Source organism: Rothia sp. HMSC08A08 (assembly GCF_001808385.1).
Lineage (GTDB): Bacteria > Actinomycetota > Actinomycetes > Actinomycetales > Micrococcaceae > Rothia > Rothia dentocariosa.
In genome coordinates this window covers 1-26395 of record NZ_KV793068.1, presented here as the reverse complement: position 1 = coordinate 26395, position 26395 = coordinate 1, and the positions used below count along the sequence as shown (strand labels likewise).

The window sequence follows — 26395 nt, the reverse complement described above, 5'->3', positions numbered from 1 at the left end:
GCATACTCCTGACGGATGAGAACAAAGCGGGCAAACCCCGACCACGTTCAGAGAGGAAAATCGATGATGATGCTATCGTCAGCCCGAATGGGGCATGGACTTGGCAGAGTAAAGGTTCAGCCATACGTGTTTCTGAAGACGGTACGTGGGATCAGAAGGACTCCGCAGAAACTGGCCGTGAAGGAAGTTCGCAGTTGTTCGCGGATGGTTCCTGGGAATCTAAAATAAAAATGGGCGATGGAGAAAACTTTGTTCACGTGAACCCCGACGGTAGTTGGACTTCAAAGGATTCCTTCCGAACGGTAGAGGTAAAAGCTGACGGGACGTGGCGCACCCAAACTGAATACGACACCAAGTACAGCACCTCAGACGGTAAAGTCTTTCGGGAGAGTTCGGGTCGAAAGACCGAGCTCCCTTCGGGAGAACATGAAGTAAGCCATATTCAAGTTCCCCATGAACCGCGCCTCTCCTATTTAGAGGACGGCCCCGGCGGGGGAGGGGTCATTCCGCTGACCCCGCGTAAGCCTCTTCAACCCGGTCAGCAAGCTGTGTCTTAAGGAAATTTTCGATGAAAAACACTAAGTTCACCCGCATCGTCGTTCCTCTTTCCACCGGATGCGCCCTCATGCTCGCGCTCAGCGCCTGTATGACTGTGGAACGAGCTCAGCCGAGTAAATCTGAGGGATCTTCCCCTGTCTCCTCTATATCTTCCTCTGCATCATCTTCTGTCTCACCCGAGTCTTCTTCCGCTTCCCCCACGACGAACCCAACAGAGGAGAAACAGAAGAATGAAGAACAGAGTCATGAGAAACAGATTGTGGGGCTTACTGACGATAATAAGGCTGGTAAACCCCGCCCGCGCGCTGAACAGAAGTCTCAGAGCTCGTTGGGAAAGAATGTAAAGCTCAAGGACGACGGTTCGTGGACTGTTGAAGAAGGCAGCGGTCAGGATAAATTATCAGTTGTAGTTAATGTCGATGGTACATTCCATGTGAAGCGTGGAACGGGGTCTGACATATATCACGAAATGACGATTAACGCAGATGGATCTTGGGAGAGGATTGAAAAAGTTTCTTCTTCACAGACAAAAACTCGCGTTAATGCTGACGGTACGTGGAGTGTCGAGCGTAAGAGCGATTCGTCTTCCCCAGAAAACGTTGAGGCACATGCCGACGGCACATGGAAGTCTAGCGGATACTCGAATAATAAGGTCATCACGGGAAACCCTGACGGTACAGCCGTGGAAAAGAATACAGAAACCGGGGAGGAAAAATCTATCACACGTGGGGCGCAGAGTGGGGTTACAACTCCTAGGGAATACATGAATAGTATGTACGATATGGGGTTATATATTCCTCAAAATGGTGTTATTCCCCTGAAACCGCGTACGGCTCTGCCTTTGGGAATGCCTGTTAAAGAGGCTGTTCCTGGAACCGATGAATATAAGCATGCTACCGCCGAACTTGAGGGCATACTCCTGACGGATGAGAATAAAGCGGGCAAGCCCCGACCACGTTCAGAAAAAGACCCCTTCTTCGGTATGGCTAAGGTCAATCCGGATGGTTCGTGGAGCTGGGAATCGCGCGATGGAGACACGACAATACATGTTGCAGCAGACGGCACGTGGACGCAGAAAGATTCTGATAACTCCGGTAATTATGATAAAACTACTGTGTTGTATGCTGACGGCTCATGGGAAATCAAAAATAATACACGCAGCGCCGGGGAAGATATTATTCACGTAAACCCTGACGGAAGTTGGCAGAGAAAAGACCGGGACCGAACAGAAGAAGTAAAATCTGATGGCACGTGGCGCACTCAAAACACCTATGAAACTGTATACAGCACTCCGGACGGTAAGGTATATCGGGAATCGTCATCACGTAAGAGCGAGGTATCTTCGGTAGATAAAGAACGGTATATTTACGTTCCTCCTCAACCAGATTTACTGATTGGTGGAGGTGATGGTCCCGGCGGGGGAGGGGTCATTCCGCTGACCCCGCGTCAGCCTCTGCAGCCCGGTCAGCAGGCTGTGTCTTAGCAGGAATCGTTTGTGAAGAAGGTAGAGGGTGGTGCATCCAGATTTTATGGCTGGATGCGCCACCCTTTTGCACACATCATCAAGGGCTCGGAGTTAAATAATATTTGCCTGAAGGTTAAATAATAATTCTATACTCTTCCAAAAATTTCGCGGAATATAAGGGTAAAAACGGGTATTGAGTTAAATAATGGTTTGCGGGCTGTTAAATAATGCAGTCCTTGTCGGTAGTATAGAAGGTATGGAGCCTATTCGTATTCCCCACATCAGTTTTACCTCTGATCTAGCTTCGACCATTATTGAGCTTGAACGAATTCGAACCACTTTGCAGGGGCAGGATCAAACGGATCTGCCACTCTACAGCGACCTGCAAAAGCTCTTTCAAAATCTCTCCAATATTATGTCGGCGCGCATCGAAGGAAATCGCACCACGATGCTGGATGCGCTCCAAGGTGTGCGTGATGGGCAGAGCTTTGATGATGGGGTGCGTGAAATCCTCAATCTTGAAAAAGCCAGTGCTTATATTGACGACGTTGTGACTGAAGATTTTGTCTTGACGGAAATGTTTATTCGAGAACTTCATGCGCTCGCAGTCGATGGGCTGGAGAGAGAAGGCGATGCTACCCCTGGAAGTTATCGAAGTTCCGAGGTGCGCATCGCGCAGTCTACGCACCAGCCTCCCGGACCGGAATCCGTACCCGCTGATATGCGCCAGCTTGTTGAGTTTATGAACAAACCCATGAGCCCGCAGTATCACCTGCTGCAGGTTGCTATTAGCCACCACAGGTTCGTGTGGATTCATCCTTTCGGGAATGGAAACGGTCGTGTGTCACGGCTCATAACCTATGCGATGCTCGTTAAGCTCGGCTTTACCGCAACACATGGGTATCGAGCGTTGAACCCAACCGTTGTTTTTGGGTCGGATCGTCACGCCTACTATCGGCATTTGGAGACCGCCGATTCGTTACGCGATGATGATCTTGAATCGTGGTGCTTATATGTTTTGCGGGGAATCGAATCCGATGTGAAGAACATTCTTGAATTATCGTCTACCGGTTTTGTGTTGAATGAGCTTTACGGTCCGGTACTCGAAAAGGCTTATCAAAATGCTGTTCTGACAAGTCGTGATGTCGCGGTGCTTCTTCGTATTGCTGAGATGGGTCGGGCTCATGCTAAAGATGTTGAAGACCTTGTGCCTGGGTCTGCAGCGGTTCGCAGTAAATACCTGAAGAAACTAGTTGATCGTGATTTGCTGTATCGACCCGAGGGGACTCGTCAATACAGTGTACGGGTGCAGGGAAACGATCTGACGATCTATGTGGTGAGGCAACTTGACGAACTCGGGATGCTCCCGCAGATTTTACGTGATGGTATGTAAGATCCTCCGGTAACAGAGTAAATACTGTGTGACCTTGGGTTAAATAATGATTCTGTGACCTTCCAAAAAATCCCTGGAATATAAGGGTAAAAGCGGGTATTGGGTTAAATAATGGTTTGCGAGCTGTTAAATAATGGGTGCTAGAAGGTGTTCGTAGAAGGGTACCTGCGTCTGGTTCCTGTGACCGTCAGAAGCGTGTCTTCGGTGGCGAAGACCTGAGGCGGGGTATATTTGATCTTGTAACTTCCCTCATAGTCACCGATAAGGACTTTTAATGCGTAGACTTTCTGTATTTTCTTTGGGCACTACTCTGGTTTTTGCCCTGGGTGCGTGTTCATCAGGAACCGCATCTTCATCCAATAATTCCTCGCCCCAAAGCTCGCATGCTGCGGCATCATCCTCCGGCTCGAACGCATCGTCTGCTGGGCAGCAGATTGAAGTATCTGAACTCTTGGAGCACCCGGAAAAGGCACGGGGCCTTGATTTTATGCGGGACGTTAAGTTTCCAATCACCTGCCCGAGCCACGAATCCGGTAAAAATCCAGACCTTGAAGCACTCAAGAAAAAGGGCATCAGCGAAAAAGAGATAGCGCTGACTGACGATAACAAAGCAGGTAAGCCCCGCCCCAGATCCACCGAATCTGTGGACAGCAAAGATAAGAAATGGACCACTATCAACGAATCCGATGGGTCATGGATCTACGATAAGCGCGGCGATGAACATGGGGAAGTCAAAGCTGATGGAACCTGGACCATGAAAACAAAGAGCCACAGCGCAGAACTGCATGCTGACGGTTCCTGGCAGGAAATTACCGAAGCTAATTATGGGTATGGAACCCGACAGGAAACATACGTTAACGCGGACGGCACCTATCGGTATATTAAAGACCGGGAAGTAAAAGTTATGACCTGCTCTAACGGCTCATGGATTGAAATATTTCCCCAAGAGATACGGGTGCGAGACCGGGATAAAGAAATACTCACCGAGATCACTGATCGAGGAGAGATTCGGGATGAAGACTTCTCGGATGCCCAAACAGCCACACCATCCCGCGTTAACGGATATGGCTCTCCCGGCGGCGGCGGTGTTGTGCCGCTTCAGCCTCGTACAGTAGTACCAAGCGGTATTCGCCTCTAAATAATTCCTCATAATGTGGGTGACGTGGACTAATGCGCGTCACCCACTTTTGTGGACATCCTTGTACTGGCGGGTTAGGAATACTGTGTGCAGGCTGTGTGCGGGGCATGTATATTTTATGTTCTGCTCGAAAAGCAGCCGCTAAACCTACACAGGCGTTTAAATACCGCTACCCTTAACACTATGAGCAGCAAAGCAACCGAAATCGCTAAAAACCTGCCGACCCTCGAACATCCGGACGGCAGCCCCATTCGTGCCCTAGTGGTCGATGATGAGGAGATGCTCAAAGAACTCGTCAGTATGGGCCTGAAGATGATCGGGTGGGAGGTGCAGTCGGCTGGTGATGGACCCGCAGCCTTAGCTATTGCCCGCGATTGGCGCCCCGATGTGCTGGTGCTTGATATTATGATGCCCGGTTTCGACGGTCTGGAACTGTTGGACCGCATCCGGAAATTTTACCCCGAAGTGCCTTGCCTTTTCTTGACCGCGAAAGATTCGGTGGATAACCGCATCGAAGGGCTTGCCGCCGGTGCCGACGACTATGTGACCAAGCCGTTTTCGATGGAAGAGGTTATGATTCGCCTGCACCGACTGGTGCAGCGTTCGGGTGTTGCCGCTATTGACGATGCCGAACTCGTTGTGGGGGATTTGGTGCTCAACCAAGATACTCGCGAAGTTACACGTGGCGGTGAACCTATTGCTCTCACGGCAACCCAATTCGACCTGCTGCGGTATCTGATGGAGAATGCGAAGCGCGTGGTCTCTAAAAGCCAGATTTTGGATAATGTCTGGAATTACGATTTTGGTGGTCAGGCGAATATTGTGGAACTTTATATTTCATATCTGCGGAAGAAAATTGATGTGGGTCGTGAACCTATGATCCATACGGTACGCGGTGCTGGCTATGTAATTCGACCGGCAGTTTAAGCCCCTGATTGTGTAAAGCGCCTAGTCAAGGTTTATATATTCTTATATTCCGATTTAGTAATATATCCTGGAAGGGGTGAAGTCTGTGACCATTGTGGAAGCTCCCAGTGTTCCTGAGACACAGCCCCCACAGGGTAGTCGAAAAAAACGGGATAAAACCGCTATACGCCCAATGCCGCATCTGCGCAGGCGACTTATTCTTATCCTTGTTTCGGCTCTAGGAATCGCCTGTTTTATCACCAGCGTTTCAACCTATGCCACGCTACAGAACTCTTTGCGATCACAAATCGGCAGTACCCTCAAAGAAACTGCGAATCGCGCCGCCAATCCCAATAATTCTCCCAGCGGCCACGGTTTTGAGTGCCTCGATAAATCTAATCCGAAAAACCCTCTCTATACGCCGGGTCAGGGTGCCGGAACCATTAACCTTTGTGTTGATCATCAGGGTGGTTACAAATTCTCGGGGTATTTGAGTGCCGACGGCAGCATCAAGGAGCTCAGCGATAAAGACCGCGAGACTCTTAACTCTCTTCGGAACACCGTAAATCAAGAGAGTCAGCTTACCGAAGTGAACCTTGACGTTGGTAAATACATGGTGAAGGTTTCCTCACCGGGGCCTTCTTCGGACGCGCTTATCACCGGGGTGCCGCTGGGGGCAATGTATCAGACCCTTACCATGCTCTCTATCACAATGGGTATTGGATCGGTTGCCGTGATGATCGGTACCGGATTTTTGGGTTCGTTCATAATTCGCAGAACGATGAAGCCCCTAGAGCGTGTCTCTGGTGTGGCGACCGAGGTGGCGCGCCTCAATCTGGAATCTGACACTATTGCCCCCGAAGTGCGTGTGACCCCCAAGGATGCGAATCCCCGCACCGAAGTGGGGTCTGTGGGGTATGCGCTCAATCAACTTCTTGATAACGTGAGTTCGGCTCTTGACGTGCGTGAACGTACCGAAAAGCAGATACGTGCCTTCATTGCGGATGCATCCCACGAGTTGCGCACCCCACTGGCCGCCATTAAGGGCTACTCCGATATGCTGCGGTGGACGGAACCTCTCGCAGACGGCGGGCAGTCCTCGCTTGCACGCATCGATTCGCAGACCGAACGAATGTCGCGTCTCGTGGAAGATCTGCTGTTGCTGGCGCGCTTGGACGAAGGGCGTGAACCGAAATTTGAGAACATCGACCTAACCGAGCTGCTTGTCGAGAGCGTTTCGGATATGCAGGCGGCGGCACGCGACCATATCTGGCGCATGGATGTGCCGGATGAACCGGTTGAGATGATCGCGGACCGCTCGCAGATTCAGCAGGTTATTTTGAATCTACTCTCTAATGCGCGCAAACATACGGACGAGGGTACGACCGTTATTGCCGGGCTGCGGGTATCTGCGGATCGGCGTGAAGCGCTTATGACCATTGTGGATAACGGTCCCGGAATTGACCCAGAGTTTGCGCCCAAGATTTTTGACCGATTCGCGCGGGCAGACAAGGCGCGTTCGGGCTCTGACGGGACGACCGGCCTCGGGTTGGCAATCGTGCAGGCGATCGTGCAGGCACACGGCGGGCTGATTTCTGTGCGAAGCCGTCCCGGACGAACCGAATTTTCGGTACGTCTTCCGCTTATGCGGCAGGGGGTTTCGGTCTCATAGACCGCTTGGCTCGGGGATTTCTGGCGAGCAGAGACTTTTTAAACAATATGCACTGAGTGCAGAAATATGGTTGAGCTCACACAAAAAATAGTTGCACTTGGTGCAATATTGCACTTAGTGTAATAACTGTGTGTATTGCCCAAAAGATTGTAGATAAACGCTCCGCGCGTAAAGCCGAGAACCGCATCGCCATTATGGATGCGGCAGAAAAACTTGTGCTTGCAGGCGGTCTTAAGGCGCTCACGGCGGATGCGCTCGCCAAAGAATCCGGTGTATCCAGGCGCACCATCTTCAACCATTTTTCTTCGGTTGAAGCCGCCGTCGTTGAACGCCTGAACGATTACCTGCGCCGTATTTTTGAGGTTATCCCCGACTTTTGCACCCCCAGAGGAGCGCATCCCGAGCGGGATATGCTCAACGGCGTGCGTGCAGCATTCACCACCGAACGCCTTGCCGAGCACGTAGAACCCCACGCTCGGCTGCTGTTCGCCCTTCACGACTACGCTCTCGATAATAAGTTCAATGAGTACAGCTCAACCTCCTATTTGAACTCCATTGAGATGGTCATTGACAAGCTATGGCAGGAGCGGCAGGACATACCGCGGATGCGCATCGCAATCTTCGGGAACCTCATTGCTTCCGCTATCTGCGAGGGAATCGCGACCTCCTTCTACGACGCCGAAGGTAACCCACAGCCGCCCGAAAATGCCGAAAAAATGCGGGAAAACATAGAACACTGCCTCGACTACGTCGAAGAGCTAATCGACGGCAAATACACATAGGCGCGGTAAATACGCACACCATACTCAACCGATACAGAGACATTTGAGGAGAACCATAGTGGCTAAGTGGCTATATTCCATAGGTAGCTTTGCCGCACGCAGGGCGTGGGCGGTTATTGCTATCTGGGTGCTTGTTATTGCCGGTGTTGCCGGTAGCTATAGCGCATTCCACGGGCAGCTGAAGACCACCTTCACGATGCCCGGAACCGAAACCCAGCGTCTTACCGACGAACTCTCTGCTCGGTATCCCGATGCTAACCGCGGTAACGGGCAGATTGTTGTAAAGACAGATAACGGATCCGCAATCACCGAGGAACAGAAACAGGCCTTCATAACCACGCTGAACAGCCTCAAGGATGAGAACTCGGCTGTTGACGCCGTCAGCGATCCTTTTGCCACCGAACAGCAGATAGCCGACGGTAAAAAACAGCTTGACGAGAGCAAACCTCAGCTAGATGCCGCACCGCAGCGCATTGAGGACGGCAAGAAACAGCTCGAAGAAGCCGGTAAACAGCTTAAAGACGGTAAAGAGCAGCTGGATGCTGCACAAAAACAACTTGACGAAGCCCGCGAACAAGCCAAGGCGGCCGGTGCTCTAGAGTCTATGCGTGAACAGCTCGGCTCCCAACAGGGGCAGTTGGACGGGCAACGCGCCAAGTTGGAAGAGTCTCAGAAAGAATATGACGCTAAGTCTGCTGAACTTGCCGACGCTGAGAAAAAACTCCCCGAACAGCAGTCGGAATACGCCCGCAAATCTGCGCTTTTGGAGCTGACAAGCGACTACCGAACGGTCTCTGAAGATAACTCGACCGCAATCGCCGGGGTTTTCTTCAAGACAAAGAGTGCAGAAACCCCTCAGGCTGATAAAGAAAAGCTCATGGAACACTTCAAGAGTGCCGATCTGAAGGGTTTGAAGGTCTATTTTGACCAGAATATCGCCGAATCTCCCAATGTGGGCATGGGTATTGGCGAGGTTATCGGTATTGTGGTGGCACTCATTACGCTTATCGTTATGCTCGGTACTCTTATTGCCGCCGGGCTGCCTATCATCATGGCGCTTGTGGGCGTGGTGATAGGTATTCTGGGAACCCTGTCGTTCTCATCCCTCATCGATATGAGCTCAACCACCTATATGCTGGGCATGATGCTTGGTCTTGCGGTGGGCATCGACTACTCACTGTTCATTCTCAACAGGCACCGGTCTAACCTGATGGACGGCATGCCGCTGCGAAAATCTATCGCGGTCGCTAACGGCACCAGCGGTAATGCGGTTCTCTTCGCCGGAACAACTGTGATTATCGCTTTGCTCGCTCTGAACGTGACAGGTATTCCCTTCCTGGGATACATGGGCGATGCGGCGGCACTGTGCGTCTTCGTGGCCGTGTTGATTTCGGTAACCCTGACCCCCGCTATGCTCTCGCTGATCGGCCGTAAGGTCATGTCGAAGAAAACGTGGGCATCTATCGATACTCCCGAGAAGATCGCCGCGCATCACGCCGAGCAGGAAAAACGTGAGGCTACCCCGCACGGTTGGCTGAAAATTGTGCTCGCCAAGCCTGTGGTGACCATCCTGCTCTGCGTGGTGGCGTTGGGTGCTATTGCCATTCCGATGGGTCAGATGCGCATGGGTCTTCCCTCGGCAGAAAGCTCGCAGGTGGAAAGCACCGAGTACCAGGCCTACCAAATTGTTAAAGACAAGTTTGGTGAAGGCATGAGCGGTCCTGTGGTTGCAGTGGCACACACCCCTGCAGGCATGAGCGATGCGCAGGCCGAGCAGGCACAGCTCGATATCGCCCATGCGGTTGAGGCGAAAGACCCCGACAACGTAAAAACCGTAGTTCCCATCGGACAAACTGATGATCACACCCTGCAGATTTTCCAGGTTATCCCCAAACACGGGCCTAGCTCGGTTGAAACCGTGAACCTGGTTGAGAAGCTGCGGCAGGTTGATGTTAACGTGCAGGGTACCGATGTGCGCCTGGGCGTGACCGGTCTGACCGGCGGCAACATCGACGTCTCCAATACGCTGGCGCAGAAACTGCCGCTGTATTTGGCGGTCGTCATGGGTCTGTCGTTTATCGTGCTGATTCTGGTGTTCCGTTCAATTCTGGTGCCGCTGGTTGCTTCGGTCGGGTTCCTCTTCTCGATTTTGGCCAGCTTTGGTGCCGTGGTTGCGGTCTACCAGATGGGCTTCATGGGTACCATCTTCGGGGTGCACGATCCCGGGCCGATCCTGGCGTTCCTGCCCACCCTGATGATTGGTATTCTCTTCGGCCTGGCGATGGACTATCAGGTGTTCCTGGTCTCCGGCATGCGCGAGGCATATGTTCATGGTAAGGATGCGAAAACCGCCGTCGTCGCCGGGTACAACCATGCGGTGCGTGTGGTGGTTGCCGCGATGATTATCATGATCTCGGTGTTCGGCGGGTTCATCTTCGCCGAATCCGCAATGATTCGCCCCATCGGCTTCGGCCTGGCCTTCGGCGTGCTGGTTGATGCTTTCGTGGTTCGCATGACTATCACCCCCGCGATTTTGACCCTGCTGGGCGATAAAGCATGGTGGATGCCGAAGTGGCTCGATAAGCTCGTTCCGAATATGGACGTGGAAGGCGCGACCCTTCTGGAAGAGCTGGACCACAAAGACTCGGATAAATCCGACGATGGTGATGAAGGGTCTAGCGAATCTGAAGCATCCGACGATTCTGAGGAAAAAGAAACCGAAGCACAGGAATCTGAAGCAGCACAGGAGTCCGCGGCGAAAAAAGTAGCCGAGGTCGAGATTCCCTGGGCGAAGAAGAAAACTGAATAACCGCTAATACCGCATACCGCGCGAGCAGGTCGTATTGTGCCGAGCAGGTAGGAAAATCCTACCTTGTCGGAGCAAAAAAGACCTGCTCGCGCCTTTTAGGTTATGAGCGGCAGGCTACACAAAACACGCTTATTAACGTCTTGGTACCTCCGTGGTCTAAGGTGAAAGTAGGGGATCGCCGCGAGAACACGAGTTCTCACCCCGAGCGCATCGAAGGGGCGCACCGTACGATGGCAGAAAGACGAACGCTCGCCGCATACTTGAACCGCATACCCGCGCCGCTGCTGGTTTTCTTAGGAGGAGGCATAGGCGCCTTCTGCCGCATCCACACACCCGGTGGCGTGCTTGCTGCGAACCTGATCGGTTCCTTCACCCTGGGGCTTCTGACCGCGCTGTGGGCATCGCGCGCCCGTATGCACGGCGAAGAAGCGGTGCGCCCGTTCCGCTTCCTGTTCGGCGCCGGCATGATGGGCGGGTATACCACCTACTCGTCCATCGCGGCGGTGACAGCGCAGGCGGTATTCATTCATTACACGGTGCACGGGTGGTACGTTCTGCTCAGCCTTGCCGTGCTCTTTATCGGCGGTCTAGCGGCCGCAGCATCAGGTCTTTTTACGGGCGGAAAAATCGCCGCCCGCTGTGAGGCCCGCCGTGCCAGTGCTCAAGAGGACTCATCATGTTCTCACTAACGGTCTTTCTGCTCGGCGGTTTAGGGGCAATGACCCGGTATTTTCTCGACGTCAAAATGTCGCCCCGTCTACGCACCGAACGCTCTATTATCAGCCCCGTATTCGTGATTAACCTGGTGGGGTCATTCCTCTACGGGCTGCTGATTATGCCGGTCGCCAACCCGAACGCGCTCGATATTCACTACGGCGCCTCCGGATCCGTCATTTTCTGGTGTACCGCCATCACCACCGGTCTGCTCGGTGGGTTCACCACCTTCTCCACCGCTATGGTCGAAGCGCTTACGGCACGCCGCGAAGGCAAACGAGCCAAATTCCTGATGCTCTGGCTCGTGCAGGTTATCGGGGCGGTTCTCGCGGCGCTCGCGGGCACGCTCTGCTTCGTCCTGTTGCTGGGGGACGATGTAGCCCCCATCATCCCCATCGATATTTTCTTCTAACCCGGCTAGGTAGGGTCTACAGGGTGCATCCGTGTGGGGTGCAGCACAGGTGAGGGGCGCATTCGGCGGCGTATGAAGCTCCGGTTCTTGGATGTTGCCCCAATAGCTTTACACTGGTGGTAGGCGAGTTTTTACCACTCACGGCTTGCCTATGACGCTGTACATTATTGACGAGGAATGTGGATGAGGAAACTACTATCGGAGCAGATGGGGACGGTTAGTCTTGAAATCATCTGCGCTACCCTCGCTCTTTTTGCCCTCGGTTTTCTTCTGATGAGAACGCGCGCTCGCCGCGCGGGATCGTCGCTGACAGCCCGGCACTATATCATCACCGGCATATTTTCACTATTCTTGGCGGTGGTTTTGGTTCTGACCCTCACCCCCATCGGGGTGGATGATGGAAAATGCCACTCAGAGCTATACTATCCACGCCTCTATGCTGGCTGGAGCTGGATTCAAGCATTCCAGATGCTGCAAACCCCGGGAACCGGCGGCGCGACCTCGCGGGCATTCGCCCAACTCTTCTTTAACATCGGCCTGTTTATTCCTATAGGGCTGTTTACTGCCGGATGCCTGCGCTGGGGTCTGCGTGCCTCAGCCTTGGCAGGTTTCGGGCTGTCTCTCTTCATCGAACTGAGCCAGCTGAGCGGCAACTGGGGCTTGGTGCCCTGCGCATACCGCACTTTCGACGTGGACGATATTATCAACAACACCGCCGGCGCCTTGATCGGTGCGCTCCTTGTGCTTGTGTGGCGTCGGATCCGCCGTCGGATGCGCTACCGCCACCTGCCGGATCATATCGGGTAAGGGTACATCGAGAATCTGGGAGTGAAAAGTTGCAGCGGGAACGTGTCCTTCTGACTCGTTACCTCGACAGCTTCGGAACGTTATTAGGTGCCTTGCACGCTCGGAATAACGTCCCTCAGCGACTGCAACTTTTCGCTCCCGAATTTAGTCTAAGCCTACTGCTGATAGGTTCGCTTCTCGATAATCGGGATGGAACCGGTAGCGGTGTAGGTCGCCGCAGCCCTCGCCGCCGTCGCTTGGGTATCTTCGCCTTGGGGAATCACCTCGGCGCTGGGTGCGCGGTACAGGTGGCTATTTGCCCAATACGCGAACCCTAAAAGCGCGATGGCGCATGCCGACGAGATGACAACCCAGAGAGTGAACTCACTCTCGTAATAGAGTTTGAAGAATGCTCCTCCCATAAAACCGCCCACAAGCGGGGCAAAGACGGGAACCCACGAATAGAACCAGCGTGAGGTTCCTTTATTGTGAATGGGCAGCAGAGCGTGCATGATGCGCGGCCCCAGATCGCGCGCTGGGTTTAGGGCGTAACCGGTCTGCCCGCCTAGCCCGACCACGAGCACAGCCACCATGAAGCCGAAGGCGAGGGGTTTGAGCACATCGTTGAGGTTCAGGGAGAGTTCCACGCCGCCGGTGGTAATCGTGGGCTTGAAGTTCACGCCGGTGTACAGCGCCGAGAAGACGAGCATGAACGTGCCAATAATTTCAGAAAGCGCGTTCGTGAAGTAGTTGTGAATGGCGGGAACTGTGGAGAACACGCCGAGCTTAATTTTCTGATCGGCGGTGGCCTTCCAATGCGGCAGGTAGTTCAGGTACACCAGCCCTGCGCCTGCCATGGCTCCAAGAAGCTGGGCGATCACATACCCGGGAACCTTAGCCCAATCAAATTCGCCAAAAGCCGCCAACCCTACCGAGACCGCGGGGTTCAGGTGCCCGCCGGAATACGGGTGTGAGGCGTAGACACCGAAGGCTACGGCAAAACCCCAGCCGAAGGCGATAGTGAAGAAGTTGTCGCCGTGCCCTTTGGAGCGTCGCAGCTCGACGGTGGCGATGGCGCCGCATCCGATAGTGCACATGATGAGTGTACCTAGGAATTCGGCGAGGTAGGGGCTAATGGTGTGCACGGAACCCTCCGCTTGTGTTTATGTTGGAATATTTGGTTTTATATGTGTGTCTATAAGACGTGATGAAGCTCGAAATAGCAATACTTTGGGATAAAGTAACCCAAAGACATAAGCGGTATCCGTGGGTTTGTGTGGAAAAGTGGGGTGTACATCACGTGTGATAGTCCAGGGTTTGGAGGCGCATCCCGCGTGTTTAAGCGGCACGGATGTTGATGCGGTTTTTGCTTGCCGATGCGGTGCTGGCTATAAGGGGTGGCTTAACCCGAGCATCAGGGGAAACTTGCTTGAGGGCGCCCGGGGCAGTTCATTACGGTGGCGTTGAAGGAGTATATGCAGATTGGAGTATTTACCATGAGTCAGCGACTTCCGGCAGAAGAACTACAGGGCATTCCCGGTGGTACTCTCATCACCGAAACCCCCGAAGAAGGACGGCAGTTGGCGATGCTCATCGCACGGCACACCATCCACCAGATTCAACCTAACCCGGATGCTCTCAAAGCGGGACGCCCGGAATACGCGGTAGACCCGGACTCACTGACCGCAGCCGCCCAGGTGGTAGCCATCGAGTTCCAGACCATCGCAGCGGCCAACAACTACTGGCGGTAACCCTCACCTGGATTCCAATTGCTAACCGTTACTTGGGGGGGGCAGATGAGGATGCTGACATGACGGAAGCTCACGTTTCGTAGGATATTGCGCAATAACTCGCCGGATAGAAAGTCTGCGTGAGGCACACTCACCTAGGACGTTTTCATAAAATGATTGTTATAATTCATGTTATGAAAACGTCTGCACCCACGCTACTGCCCCTGCTGCGCAGCAACCTGCAAGGTGAGGTGACTGCGCTTCTTTTTCTGCATCCCGAACGGCAGTACACGGTTTCCGAAATTGCGGCTCTTACGAATGCATCGCAGGCTACCGTCTCGCGGGAACTAAGCCGACTTGAAAACGCGGGGCTATTAGAGTCTCGTCAGGTTGGCAAGAGTCGCCTCGTCAATGCACTTGTGCATACCCCGGTGGGGCAAGCGTTGCAGCAGCTTATGTATGTTACCTACGGTCCCGTCCCGGCGCTTCGTGAGGCTTTAGCACAGGTTCCGCGTCTTGAAGCTGCGGCAATTTACGGTTCATGGGCTAAGCGCCGCAGTGGAGAGCCCGGTAAAGTTCCCCACGACCTTGATGTGCTCGCTATCGGCACCCCATCACGGCACGCTCTTTACGAAGCTATTGATGATGTTGAGCAGCGTCTTGGCTTAGAAATCAACGTCAAAAAGCTCTCTCGTGAAGGCTGGAATTCAGATGATCCTTTCGTAAAAACCGTGCGTTCGCGCCCCATAACCCCGCTTTTCGGCGATTTAGGAGATAACGATGCCTGAAAGGCCGAAACCGGCTAAACCATAACGGGGCACTATGCATCCGGCGAGGTATTGTGCATTTCGCAGGTTATTAAGTCGCCGCATGCGCAGTAACTCGCCGGATAAAAAAGTGGGGGAGGATCCTACTGCGAGGCCCACCGCAGGATTGCCTCAAAGAAGCGCTCGCATTCGCGAAGCTGTTCCAGCTCAATCCATTCATTGGCGGAGTGCGCTTGGGCGATATCGCCGGGGCCGCATACCACGCTCTCAATACCCGCGCGCTGGAACTGCCCCGCCTCCGTACCGTAGGTGACTTTTTCGGGGGCCTCGCTCGTGCCTAAAAGCTCGTTCATGAGGGCTATGATGGGGGCGTCGTCTGCCGTTCCCAGGCCGGGCACGGCGGCAAGAAGCTCATGTTTGATCTGAACACGCTCCTGCAAAACCCCCGAATGCGCACCGGAAAGCTCCTCCGCCTTCTGAGCACGCGCCTTCAGATTCGGCAGGATCTTGTCGAAAAGCTCATCCTCAATCAACTCCACCACAGACTCGGTGGTCATTGAGGGGAGCGTACGCAGATCATATTCAAGCTCAGCGTATTCGGCCACAATATTGTATTGCAGCCCCCCGCGCACAAAATTCACGCCGCCGGTCGCATAGGGAACCATGAATGCATCGTCAAAAGGCCCCTCAGACTGCCATGTGTCGGCAAGACGAGAGAAGAAAGTAATGAACTCGCCAGCGGCATTGACCGCGCTCACGCCGTGCGGCGCCAACGATGCGTGCTTCGCCGTGCCGGTGATCTCCACGCGACCACGATGCGCCCCCTTGTGCGCAGAAATTACGCGCATACTTGACGGCTCACCCACGATCGCGAACTGAGGTCTGATATTGCGGTTCACAACATCTTTAAGCATGGTGGGGGCACCCACGCACCCGATTTCCTCGTCGTAGGAGAACGCGAAATGCAGCGGAACCCTCAGCTGCGCCCGCGCGACCTGCGGCAAAAGCCACAGTGCCACGCCCAGGAAGCCTTTCATATCGCATACGCCACGCCCGTAGGCGCGCGAACCCTCAACCCGCAGCGTGAACGGATCGGAATCCCAGGTTTGCCCCTCGACCGGGACCACATCGGTGTGACCGGAAATCACGATGCCGCCCTCGGTTGAGCCATCAGCTGCGGGCACGGTAACCCACAGGTTCGCGCGGGTCTGATCCGCGTTGTAGGTGCGCTGACCGGTGTACCCGTAGCGCGCGAATTCCGCCTCAATAAGCTCGATAACGCCCAGATTCGAGGTGCCCGAGATGCTGGGAATAGCAACTAGGCGGCGCATCCACTCCAAGGATTGAGGCTCTATAGGGATGTCGGATGCTGTGCCGCCGGCGTGCGCTGCGCTCTGGGCGGGGTCCTCGGTGCTCACGGATTCTCCTTCGATGCTGTGGCTCTGTGTGGGGTTATGTGGCTTACGTTCTCTTTAATACCTTAGCGCGTCTGCCGCCTCTATGGACCTGTGAATTGGCTTTCATGCATAGTAAAAGGCTTTTGGGAGTGAATTAAAGCGGGTTTTTTAACGCTCTAATTCACTCCCAAAAGCCTTGATGCAGCCATATGATGCGGTCGGCAGCTGTCTAGATAGCGTAGTCTACGTTGGAATGCTTGCCGAGCGCATGGAAAGAACGCGAATGATAAACCAGGGGAGTGCCGCCCAAATCGTGACGAATAAATTCCTCGACCCTGGCGGTGAATACGAGAGCGGGGCCAGCCTCCACACGGCTGAGCGGGGTGGCACGCAGCACGCGCCGCACCCCATGCACGAGCGGCTCGCCGCTGGAGAGGAACTCCCATGAAGACTTATCCGCAAAACGGGGGTAGCCGTGGGTGGCAAAATTCTTGGCGAGCTGCACATTCTCGGCGTCGAGCATATGGATGAGGAATGAGGGAGCGGCCGCGATCTTACCGGCAGATCCGCTGTCTGCCTTGAGGGAAAACGCTACAATCGCGGGTTCAGCGGCGACCGAGGTGAGTGAGGATGCGGTAAAACCCGCGGGCTCGCCAGCATCATCGGTAGCGGTAATAACAGCAACTCCGGCAGGATGATGTCCGAATGCTTGCTTGAAAAGCTCTGATGTTTCTGATTCTAGAGGCTCAGCCATAGTTAAGACCTTTCTCATACTGCATCGCCAGTGAATGTGGGGCAAACTATCTTTAGAGTAAAACGCCGCCGCCCCCAGCACACGTTTATTGCTCAATATTTCTCTGACAGGGCTTTTATGACGGGCACCAAGCAACATTACGTAATAAAACCCAGAACTTCGGGTGGTTCCTGTGCCTAAACCTTTTCATTCGTAACACACCGGTTGTGCACTCAAGCGCTTTAATACCCCGTCTCGTTCCGCCAAAAACAGCCTGCAGAAGCCTAAAATTTTGTGATTAGCCCGATAGATACGCCGGAAGAAATTGTTCTGAGCAGTATTACCACTAGAATTGAGAAAGATGCGAATGGCAGAAGCTGGAGCTATATAAAAAGCATCAAATATCACCGAAATACACCGATGGGGAAGAATATATGACTTGGTTTAGTCTAATCCCGGCAACACTATTCGCTGTTGCCTGCGTATTTGTGCCTGGCTATGCGGTGGGTTGGGCTTTGAAAGTACCTCAACGTTTTCGCGTTGGACTTGCTCCGCTTCTTTCTATAGCGGTGATTAGCCTTGCCGCAATTGTGACGGGCAAAGTTGGTATACATTGGGGTGTAATCCCTCTCCTCGTCTTTATGGTTGTTCTGGTGGGCATCTTATGGGGAGCATATTATTTACTTGGAAAGCGATTAGAAGTTCCGCAACCCTTCCCCCTCAAAGGTGTATCTTTAGGCTGGCCCTTAGCAGGGGCTATAGTAGGCGGAGCTCTGTTGTCACACACTACCCGAGATATGGTGTATGGTCCGGAGGCATTTTCCCAGAGCCTTGACAACTCATTCCATCTTAATGCTATTCAATGGATTGAGGATCATGGCGATGCTTCAAGTCTGACGCTTGGTGCTTTAGCCGATACTCATCATTCTCCTGTTTTCTACCCAGCTGGGTGGCATGATCTTGTATACCTGGTGTACAGCAGCTGTGGGGTAAGTATTCCAACAGCAACTATTGTGACTATCTTGGTTACGGTTGGGTTTATCTGGAGCTTTTCTTTTATCGCACTTGCTTTAAGCATTCCGAAAGTATCGCGGCTTCAGGCATTAGCAATTCCGGCTGTTACGTGTGGTTTTTTCGCGTATCCTGGGTTATTGCTGCGCTGGGGAGTTCTTTATCCAAACCTTATTGGGTATGCGGTTATGCCTGCTGCAATTGCCCTCATAATTTTGACCGTGCGCGCTGTTGTTAAAGGTCGGTATCAGAGGCTCTGGACTTTAATTCCTACACTACTCTTAGGTTTGATAGGTTGTGCCTTGGCGCATCCAAACGCTCTTGTGAGTGTTGCTGTGTTCGTGATTCCTTTCTTGCTTGCCATGATTGGAAAGGTTGTGCGTACCTACCGCAAATCCCGACAAACAGCTATTGCAGGCGGAATAATACTTGCAGCTTTAGCTACTTGTGTAGCAGTTTGGTATATGATTCGCCCCGGCGAGTTCGCTAGTAATACGTGGACTTCCGTGATGTCTGAGGGTGAGGCAGTTTATCAGTTCTTATTCTTTGGACTGGAGAATGCAAACCAGTTAGGCGATAAGTTTGAGCCTAGCTACATTATGGCGTTTTTGACCCTCTGGGGGGCAGGATATCTTATCTATAAACGCAGGAATTTATGGATTATCACAAGTTGGATACTTGTAGGGTATTTATGGGTAATTTCTGCAAGCGTTGAACGAGGCCCATTCCGTATGCTCATGGTTAGCCCGTGGTATACCGATCACTTCCGGTTGGCGACTCTTGTAGTCCTTCCAGGTGTCATCCTTTCAGGTATAGGCCTTGGCGCTATTGTTCAGAGTGTACTTAAATTTGTTTTGGCTCGTTTGCCTCGTGTGAACGATACACGTTATCCACAGGTATTACTTGTTGCGAGCGCCGTGATTGTGTTGGTAGCGGCAGGTTTTACTTCACGCACTCAGGCGGTACATGACGCCACACTTGCGGTATCAAAGGAATACCGGATAGAGCCTTCGTCAGTCATAGTGTCCTCTGATGAAATGAACGTTATTGAGCATATTCCAGACTACGTGCCTCAAGGGGATATTATTGCTAATAACCCGTGGGATGGCAGCCCATATATATATTCGCTGGTGCATCGTAACTTGACGGGATACCATTTCGATTTCAAGACAGACGAAAAGTATCGCCCAATCTATAAGCACCTGAAAGATGCTAAAACTGATCCTGAAGTCTGCAAAGTGGTTAATGAAAATAACGTGCACTGGTACGTCCACTTCAAGAACCCGCTAAATTTCGGTCCAGATGCTCAGAATCTTTACGATGGTATGTCTGATGCCGTTGAAAATGGTGTTCTTACTCCTGTGTATACATCAGGTGAGATGGGGCTATATCGTATCTCTGCATGCGACTCCTGAGCATCTTCATGAGGGTTTGTGCTTGAAGGTAACTCATGCGTGTGGGTAAGAATCTCAATAAGTGGTAAAAAGCGTATGGTTCTGACTGATAGACTGAGTACAGTCATAACACGTGTATTCCAGTATCACCGAGAGGAATCCCCTACGCATGAGTTCAGAGAGTCCGCAGCCGACGCCGCGCACACTCGTTATTATGCCTGCGTGGAATGAGGAAGAGGTTATCGGTAACACTATCACTGAGCTCTTACAGAGGGTTCCCGAGGTAGATCTGGTTGTGGTGAACGACGGTTCCACGGATCATACCTCAGAAATCGCGCGCAGAGCCGGTGCTTTTGTGATCGATCTGCCCTACAACATGGGGGTAGGGGCGGCAATGCGCACCGGGTATAAATATGCTCGCCGCGCCGACTACGATTATGCGATGCAGGTGGATTCCGACGGTCAGCATGATCCTGCGTGCATTCCAGATTTGATTGCGCACGCGCAGGACTGCGATATTGTTATTGGCTCCCGATTTGCGGGCTCGGGCGACTACAATGTATCTGGCCCTCGAAAATGGGCGATGAACCTGCTTTCACACCTTTTCACCCGCGCTGCGAAAACCCCTTTCACCGATGTGACGAGCGGCTTCAAAATCGCCAACCGCAGAGGTATCAGGTTCTACTGTAAATTCCTGCCCGCCGAGTATTTAGGCGATACCATCGACGTTACCGCTATGGCTATTCGACAGGGTCTGCGTGTGAAGCAGACCCCCGTGAGAATGCGCGAGCGTCAAGGCGGAACCCCTTCCTCCGGTCCGGTGAAATCGGCGGTTTATCTTGTTCGTTCACTTTTTGCCTACTGGATTTCGATGAACCGTAAAAAGACTGATAGGAAGGATCAGCATGAGCGCTAGTATATTCTTCCTTATCGTTGCGCTGTGTATTTGTACGCTCGTTATTATTCAGGTGCGCAACCTGAAGATGAAAGAAAAATACGCGGCTCTGTGGCTGGGCATCGGTGCCGCCATTATTGTGCTGGGAATATTCCCCGGACTGCTGGACGGTATTACCGAATTTGTGGGTTTAGCGCTGCCGGTTAACCTGCTTTTCCTGCTCTCTATCGTGCTGTTGATGTCCGTATGCCTGCACCTCACCTTAGAGGTCTCCAGGCTTTCGGAGAAGACGCGCATCCTTGCCGAAGAAGTGGCTATCTTGCGGGCGCTTCACGAGCAGCCCGGTGGTGCGCCAGCGCATCGCACCCCGCAAGATCCCGATCAAGACCCCCAAGACTCAACCTCTGGAGCTGAACACGATGACCGTTGATATCCTCTTCCCCTACTACGGCGATGTTTCAATGATGAAACAGGCTGTGCTTTCTATCGTGCGGCAGACCAACCCCGACTGGCGCCTGATTGTAGTGGATGACGGCTACCCGGACGAGTCTATTCCCGGCTGGTTTGCCTCGCTGAACGATGAGCGCATCACCTATATGCGCAATGAAACGAACCTGGGCGCAAACGCCAACTACCGTAAGTGTCTGACCTTCGTAGAGAACGACCTCGTAACCGTTATGGGTGCGGATGACGTGATGCTCCCCAACTATGTGCAGTGGCTGGTAGACTCTGCCGCCGCCCACCCAGAAGCTAGTATTTTCCAGCCCGGTGTGGTGGTTATTGACGAGAATAATGCGCTGTCTAATACCCTTGTGGAGCGCACGAAAGAACACTACCGTCCTGCGGCAGAGGCGGTTCTTCAGGGTGAAGAGCTCGCGGTTTCTCTGCTGCGCGGTGCCTGGTTCTATTTCCCCTCGCTCGGTTGGCGTGCTGAGGCTATTGTCGATACCGGATTCCGTGAAGGTCTTAACGTTATCCAAGACATGGCGCTTATCCTCGACATTACGATGCGCGGCGGCGCCCTCTACTACGATCCGCAGGTAGCCTTCATGTACCGGCGTCACGGAGGCTCCGACTCGTCATGGCGCGCCCTAGAAGGCACCCGCTTTGAAGAGGAACGCGGCTACTACAAGACGATGGCCGCCGAGATGGACGAGCTCGGGTGGAAGAAGGCGGCGCGGGTGGCGCGCATCCGCTTCTCATCCCGTGCTCACGCGCTGACGCTGCTTCCGAAGGCGGCCATGGCGAAGAAATGGCAGGGCGTGAAAAACCTTGCCGTTCATGTGGTGAAGTAAGGTCCAATGGCTGGCGCGAAGAACACACCCCAGGATGACCCCGCCCCAGAGAACATAACCCCCAAGAATACGGATCAGCAGGGCACAGCCGGCGGGACTATCAGCCGGTATCAATCGATGGCGCTTTTAGCGTCCTCGGTGCTGACGGCGCTGGCGACTTTAGGCACTACCGTTATCGCCAATCATGCGCTCGGCGGTATCCAGATGAAAGAGTTTCTGCTGTTCTGGGGTGCGCTCTTCGCGGTAACCGGTATTATTACGGGCATTCAGCCGGAGGTAACCCGCGCGGTTGGCGCTGCGCGGCGTGATGGCGTATACCGGGTGCGCGTGGTATATGTTGCCGGTGCTTTCGGCCTGTTAGCGGGGCTTCTCGTGGTGCTCACCTCCCCGCTGTGGGCGCATGATCAAATTCCTACAAATACCCCGTGGGCGGTAGGATCCATTGCCGCAGGTGTAACCTTTTACGCATTGCAGGCGACCATGAGCGGTGCCAGTGCTGGGCGCGACAGCTGGTATCTCTTCGCCGGGATCGGCGCCCTAGAATCGGCGGGTCGTCTCGTGCTGATGATCGCCGCAGCATTCGCGGTTCCCACGCTCACGGGTCTGGAAGTCGCCACCGTAACCCCTATGGCGTTGTGGATACTTCTTGCCCTCTTTCTTCCCGGCGGGCGCAAAGCCTGGGCGGCACGCGCCGATATTGAGGTCAAACAGCTCAGCATGAACCTGATCTGGTCGTTCCTGTCCTCGGCATCCGCTGCTGTGATTATGATGGGCTTTCCCAATATTTTGGACGGCAGCGAGCCGAACCAGAGTGAACACACCAAACTCGTTATGGGTGCGCTCTTTTTGGCGATTTCTATTACGCGCTCGCCGATTATGATTCCCCTGCAGGCGTTTCAGGGGGTGGCTGTTTCGGCGTTCTTGAAGCAGCAGCATCGCCCGTTAGCGGCTTTTCTGAAGCCTGCTGTGGCGGTGCTGGGGCTTGGGGCTTTCGGCGCCGGTGCCGCATACCTGGTAGCTCCTATGCTTTTCAGGCTGATTTACCCGCCGGAAGCTAATCAGAATGATGCCTATGCCGAAGTTATCACCGGTACAGTCATGGCGGTATTGGTTTTTGCCTCCGCCGTGCTGGCGTTAATTTCCCTGTCGGGGAATATGGTGTTGGCGATTGGGCGCCATCGTGCGTATGTAACGGGGTGGGCAACCGCCGCCGTGGTAGTTATCGCGGTAGCGTTTTTAACTCCTCTTCCGGTGGTGGGGCGAGCCCTAGTTGCACTCTACACGGGCCCTATCTGCGGGTTCGTGGTGCATCTGGCGGCGATGAGGATTCACGCCCGTTCCGCGCAGGCGCTCAGTGAGGGCGAGGCTTTACGGGAAATGCTGGTTGAGAATACCGCACGAGGCGAAACCCACTAATACGTATAGAAAAGGGGCGGCTAAGATAAGCCGCCTGTGCTGAGCGTTCAGATCGCGTGGGTACAATCTGAATGCCTGACTCATAAAGTCTATTTAGTTACACACGTAGTAACTCAGAGTTATTAGATATGCCAACGGAATAAAGATTTTCAGCTTCAGAAAAATTCATCGTGTTGCGTTAACGCACTCTAGATAAACTTCTAATACGAGTTTTCTGAATGAAATTCATTAAGGTAGAATCCAGCGGCGTACCAGAGGAATGAGCCGCAACATCCACACAATCACGGCGGATAAAGCCCACACGAAGAGTGCATAGGGAACTTCCCACTGCACTTTAGTCAGAGAGAAGTTTACCGCCTGTAGAATTTGGATGATAAGAAGATGTACCAGATAAACCCCGAACGTGAGGGCCGCAAGGCGTTTTAGAATATTCTGCACCGTGGGCGATGCTTGACCAATACGTGAATACTTGCAGAACACCAAAACCGCGCTTGCCCATAAAATTGCTGGAACTGCAAGGTATCCGTGTACCAGAGGCACGAATGTTGGGCGATGCTCAATTAAATAAGCACTGCCGAAGATAAATCCTCCTAATCCCACGATGCCCAACAGATAAATAACGATGCGCCACGCACGGGAAAATTCGGTATTGGCAAGTGCATACCCAAGAAGACAGAACCCAAGATACCCGGTGATGGGTGCAACAAACTCGGGTAGGACGTGAGGGTAGATCAGGTGGATTGCCTGGGTGATAATCGGTAGAACAAGCCCGAGTGCCGCCATAAGCCAGAAGAATCCGGTGCGTGCCGTGGTAGTTTGTTCCGTCTGAGCACCACGTATGGCGTAAGAGAAAATCGGAAGCACTAGATAGACGCCGACTAAGGCCTCAAGGTACCAGAAGGTGGCTGCCTCGCTACTGGGAGCTACTAATGTTCGCAGAATTTCGTGAACTCCGGGAAACGGAGTAGAACCCGTCCACATATGAACGAAAAGATAGACCTGCGCCCATAAGATCATGGGAATCAGAATTTTGGTAAAACGCTTGCGATAGAACGTTCCTATAGACTCGCGGCAAGTAAAATCCAAGAGATTAATACCGGTCGCCATAAAGAATAGCGGAACTGCCGCAACCCCGAAGCCAGATAGGATATTTTCAACCCACCACGCCGAAGATGACGGATTATCCGGGGTAATAAAACGCACATGCAGGAGTACCACCCACATGATTGCCACCGAATTGATGAGGTCAAGGTACACACGGCGCTGTTTTGAGGATTTTGTTCCCTTAAGATGAAGGGAATTATCGCGTGTGGAGCCTACCATACCAACCCTTTGTGTTCTATGACTGTTGTTTATGCTTATAGATACATGACAGTACCAAAATTCATATTCTACATTTTATAAGTACGTTTTATATATATTCCGTATAAAACACGGTAGAGTTTTGGGGAAGTTTTAAGAAGTACTCCCGCTGCTCCAAAGACTCGATTGGTGCGAAGCACTGTAAGTGCTTGTGCATAGGTGAAGCCTTTGCGGCATTCACGTAGTGTCTCTCGTGCACTGTCACCGCCGACCACTAATGATTGCTGGGCGTTGTTAAGAAACGCAAGAACTCGTGCGACGGTTAGGGCTTTTTGCGCATCGGGTTCGCTGCGGCGCTCTCCGAGAGCTTCCTCAAAATATGCGATAAGGCGGTGTGTTTCTTCTACCGGGGTGATGCGACTCCACGTCAGACTGTCTGGAGTTACGGAGTAGTTGTAGAGAGGATCGTCTATCACTGATACGCTCTGTGCCGCCAAGTAGCACTTGAGGAGAGCACATTCGTCTTCGGCGCGCTCAATATCGGGGTAACGAACATCGTTGAAAAGAGAACGGCGAATGATTTTATCCCAAGCGTAGGGGGAAAGTTCGTCTTGCAGAAGCTCGTAAGCTGCTTGTTCACCGGTGCGTATACCCGGTGTACCCTTGAGGCGTTTAGTCTTGTGCCCCCGCGTATCTACCATGTTATGAGCACAATTCACCACGTCTGCACCGGTAAGCTCAGCCTGCTGATGTAACCGTTCCAAAAAGGTAGGTTCGAGGGCATCATCAGAATCGGGGAAAACTACCCATTCACCCCGTGCATGTTCGAGCCCCTGATTACGCATAGCAGAGAGGCCTTTATTTTCGGGGTTGTTGAAGATGTGGATGCGGGTGTCGGGGTTTTTCTTGTGGTAGTCGGTGATGATGTCGGCGGAGTTATCGGGGGATCCGTCGATCATGATGAGCAGTTCAAAGTTGGGGTCTGTTTGGTTTCGGACGGATTGTATGGCGTTGATGACGGTGTTGGCGGTGTTGTAGACCGGCATGATGATGCTGGTACGAGGGGTACGCATAAATCCTCCCTAGCTCGGTTCGCAATAAGGTTAAGACCGTACTTACGTCTGACATAAGCGCCGTAGAGCGCTCGGTACAGGCGTGGAGAGGTTTTTAGGAGAATACCTGCCGCCCCAAAGATCCGATTGGTGTGAAGCGCTGTGAGTGCTTGTGCACAGGTGAAGCCTTTGCGGCATGCGCGTAGTGTCTCTCGTGCACTGTCACCGCCGACCACTAATGATTGCTGGGCGTTGTTAAGAAACGCAAGAACTCGTGCGACGGTTAGGGCTTTTTGCGCATCGGGTTCGCTGCGGCGCTCTCCGAGAGCTTCCTCAAAATATGCGATAAGGCGGTGTGTTTCTTCTACCGGGGTGATGCGACTCCATGTCAGGCTGCCGGGGGCCACGGTGTACCGGTAAAGGGAATCGTCCAAGACGGTGACCGCATGTGCTTTTAAGAAACAGCTTAGAAGCAGACATTCGTCTTCGGCGCGGTGTATATTAGCGGGAAAGCGTACTCTCTCAAGGAGAGAAGCGCAAATCAGCTTATCCCACGGATAAGGACTGAGCTGATCTTGAAGAAGCTCATAGGCAGCCTGCTCACCGGTACGTATTCCAGGTTCGCCCTTAAGGCGCTTTGCCTGTTTCCCTACGGTATCGAGCATAGTATGAGCGCAGACGATAACGTCAGCGTTATCCGTTGCTCTGTGCATGCGTTCTAGAAACTGCGGCTCATATTCGTCGTCTGAGTCGATGAAGGTGATCCAG

The 26395-nt window shown here is 53.1% G+C and carries 23 protein-coding genes and 1 pseudogene; 18 read left to right on the top strand and 6 right to left on the bottom strand.

The window, feature by feature from the left end:
- From HMPREF3164_RS11325 to HMPREF3164_RS04990, 11 genes and pseudogenes are all read left to right on the top strand, one after another.
- Nucleotides 1–557, top strand: a pseudogene (locus HMPREF3164_RS11325) (hypothetical protein); the annotation flags it as partial.
- An 11-nt stretch (nt 558–568) separates the two neighbouring features.
- A complete protein-coding gene (locus tag HMPREF3164_RS05035; protein WP_070449362.1) occupies nt 569–2041 on the top strand; it encodes a hypothetical protein in 1473 nt (490 codons plus the stop codon).
- Between the two features lie 238 nt (nt 2042–2279).
- Entirely contained in the window at nt 2280–3416 is a 1137-nt protein-coding gene (locus HMPREF3164_RS05030; protein ID WP_048751193.1) for a Fic family protein, read from the top strand.
- A 274-nt stretch (nt 3417–3690) separates the two neighbouring features.
- Entirely contained in the window at nt 3691–4554 is an 864-nt protein-coding gene (locus tag HMPREF3164_RS05025; protein WP_070449360.1) for a hypothetical protein, read from the top strand.
- 183 nt (nt 4555–4737) lie between these two features.
- A complete protein-coding gene (locus tag HMPREF3164_RS05020; protein ID WP_004005894.1) occupies nt 4738–5481 on the top strand; it encodes a response regulator transcription factor in 744 nt (247 codons plus the stop codon).
- A gap of 85 nt (nt 5482–5566) precedes the next feature.
- On the top strand, nt 5567–7132 hold the full coding sequence (locus HMPREF3164_RS05015; protein WP_070449358.1) for a sensor histidine kinase: 1566 nt from the start codon (nt 5567–5569) through the stop codon (nt 7130–7132).
- Between the two features lie 128 nt (nt 7133–7260).
- Nucleotides 7261–7914 carry a TetR/AcrR family transcriptional regulator gene (locus HMPREF3164_RS05010; RefSeq protein ID WP_048755403.1) on the top strand — a complete coding sequence of 218 codons (654 nt, stop codon included), beginning with the start codon at nt 7261–7263 and terminating at the stop codon, nt 7912–7914.
- A gap of 58 nt (nt 7915–7972) precedes the next feature.
- Complete coding sequence (locus tag HMPREF3164_RS05005) at nt 7973–10723, top strand: MMPL family transporter (RefSeq protein ID WP_246822614.1); 2751 nt, start codon at nt 7973–7975, stop codon at nt 10721–10723.
- 230 nt (nt 10724–10953) lie between these two features.
- On the top strand, nt 10954–11412 hold the full coding sequence (locus HMPREF3164_RS05000; protein ID WP_048752584.1) for a fluoride efflux transporter FluC: 459 nt from the start codon (nt 10954–10956) through the stop codon (nt 11410–11412).
- A complete protein-coding gene (locus HMPREF3164_RS04995) occupies nt 11400–11849 on the top strand; it encodes a fluoride efflux transporter FluC (protein WP_238382438.1) in 450 nt (149 codons plus the stop codon). Before HMPREF3164_RS05000 ends, HMPREF3164_RS04995 begins: the two co-directional genes overlap by 13 nt.
- Before the next feature lie 183 nt (nt 11850–12032).
- On the top strand, nt 12033–12656 hold the full coding sequence (locus HMPREF3164_RS04990) for a VanZ family protein (RefSeq protein WP_238382437.1): 624 nt from the start codon (nt 12033–12035) through the stop codon (nt 12654–12656).
- Between the two features lie 155 nt (nt 12657–12811).
- Here HMPREF3164_RS04990 and HMPREF3164_RS04985 read toward each other — a convergent pair whose 3' ends face one another.
- Nucleotides 12812–13780, bottom strand: coding sequence for an MIP/aquaporin family protein (locus HMPREF3164_RS04985; protein ID WP_070449352.1), 969 nt, complete (start codon nt 13778–13780; stop codon nt 12812–12814).
- Between the two features lie 330 nt (nt 13781–14110).
- On the opposite strand from HMPREF3164_RS04985, the gene HMPREF3164_RS04980 reads away from it, so the two are divergent.
- Complete coding sequence (locus HMPREF3164_RS04980) at nt 14111–14386, top strand: hexameric tyrosine-coordinated heme protein (protein ID WP_202983050.1); 276 nt, start codon at nt 14111–14113, stop codon at nt 14384–14386.
- Nucleotides 14387–14559: 173 nt separating this feature from the next.
- Complete coding sequence (locus HMPREF3164_RS04975) at nt 14560–15153, top strand: helix-turn-helix domain-containing protein (protein WP_070449433.1); 594 nt, start codon at nt 14560–14562, stop codon at nt 15151–15153.
- A gap of 122 nt (nt 15154–15275) precedes the next feature.
- Here the strand turns inward: HMPREF3164_RS04975 and argE are convergent, their stop codons facing one another.
- Both argE and HMPREF3164_RS04965 read right to left on the bottom strand, forming a co-directional pair.
- Nucleotides 15276–16550, bottom strand: coding sequence for an acetylornithine deacetylase (gene argE / locus HMPREF3164_RS04970; protein WP_083297348.1), 1275 nt, complete (start codon nt 16548–16550; stop codon nt 15276–15278).
- A gap of 208 nt (nt 16551–16758) precedes the next feature.
- Nucleotides 16759–17283, bottom strand: a complete 525-nt coding sequence (locus tag HMPREF3164_RS04965) for a flavin reductase family protein (RefSeq protein WP_004005883.1) — start codon at nt 17281–17283, stop codon at nt 16759–16761.
- A 413-nt stretch (nt 17284–17696) separates the two neighbouring features.
- On the opposite strand from HMPREF3164_RS04965, the gene HMPREF3164_RS04960 reads away from it, so the two are divergent.
- From HMPREF3164_RS04960 to HMPREF3164_RS04940, 5 genes are all read left to right on the top strand, one after another.
- The gene (locus HMPREF3164_RS04960; RefSeq protein WP_070449350.1) at nt 17697–19688 is read left to right on the top strand and encodes a DUF6541 family protein; all 1992 of its coding nucleotides are present in this window, start codon (nt 17697–17699) and stop codon (nt 19686–19688) included.
- A 148-nt stretch (nt 19689–19836) separates the two neighbouring features.
- A complete protein-coding gene (locus HMPREF3164_RS04955; protein WP_048755396.1) occupies nt 19837–20583 on the top strand; it encodes a glycosyltransferase family 2 protein in 747 nt (248 codons plus the stop codon).
- Nucleotides 20573–20992 carry a DUF2304 domain-containing protein gene (locus tag HMPREF3164_RS04950; protein WP_048755395.1) on the top strand — a complete coding sequence of 140 codons (420 nt, stop codon included), beginning with the start codon at nt 20573–20575 and terminating at the stop codon, nt 20990–20992. The genes HMPREF3164_RS04955 and HMPREF3164_RS04950 overlap by 11 nt, the downstream gene beginning before the upstream one ends.
- Nucleotides 20982–21857 carry a glycosyltransferase family 2 protein gene (locus HMPREF3164_RS04945; RefSeq protein WP_048752599.1) on the top strand — a complete coding sequence of 292 codons (876 nt, stop codon included), beginning with the start codon at nt 20982–20984 and terminating at the stop codon, nt 21855–21857. The genes HMPREF3164_RS04950 and HMPREF3164_RS04945 overlap by 11 nt, the downstream gene beginning before the upstream one ends.
- A 6-nt stretch (nt 21858–21863) precedes the next feature.
- A complete protein-coding gene (locus HMPREF3164_RS04940; protein ID WP_070449347.1) occupies nt 21864–23273 on the top strand; it encodes a hypothetical protein in 1410 nt (469 codons plus the stop codon).
- 228 nt (nt 23274–23501) lie between these two features.
- Here the strand turns inward: HMPREF3164_RS04940 and HMPREF3164_RS04935 are convergent, their stop codons facing one another.
- The 3 genes from HMPREF3164_RS04935 to HMPREF3164_RS10880 all read right to left on the bottom strand — a co-directional run.
- Nucleotides 23502–24596 carry an acyltransferase gene (locus HMPREF3164_RS04935; RefSeq protein WP_070449345.1) on the bottom strand — a complete coding sequence of 365 codons (1095 nt, stop codon included), beginning with the start codon at nt 24594–24596 and terminating at the stop codon, nt 23502–23504.
- Between the two features lie 68 nt (nt 24597–24664).
- The gene (locus HMPREF3164_RS04930; RefSeq protein ID WP_070449343.1) at nt 24665–25648 is read right to left on the bottom strand and encodes a glycosyltransferase family 2 protein; all 984 of its coding nucleotides are present in this window, start codon (nt 25646–25648) and stop codon (nt 24665–24667) included.
- The coding region (locus HMPREF3164_RS10880; RefSeq protein ID WP_246822613.1) for a glycosyltransferase family A protein at nt 25531–26395 on the bottom strand (865 nt) is incomplete at its 5' end. The genes HMPREF3164_RS10880 and HMPREF3164_RS04930, both read right to left, overlap by 118 nt.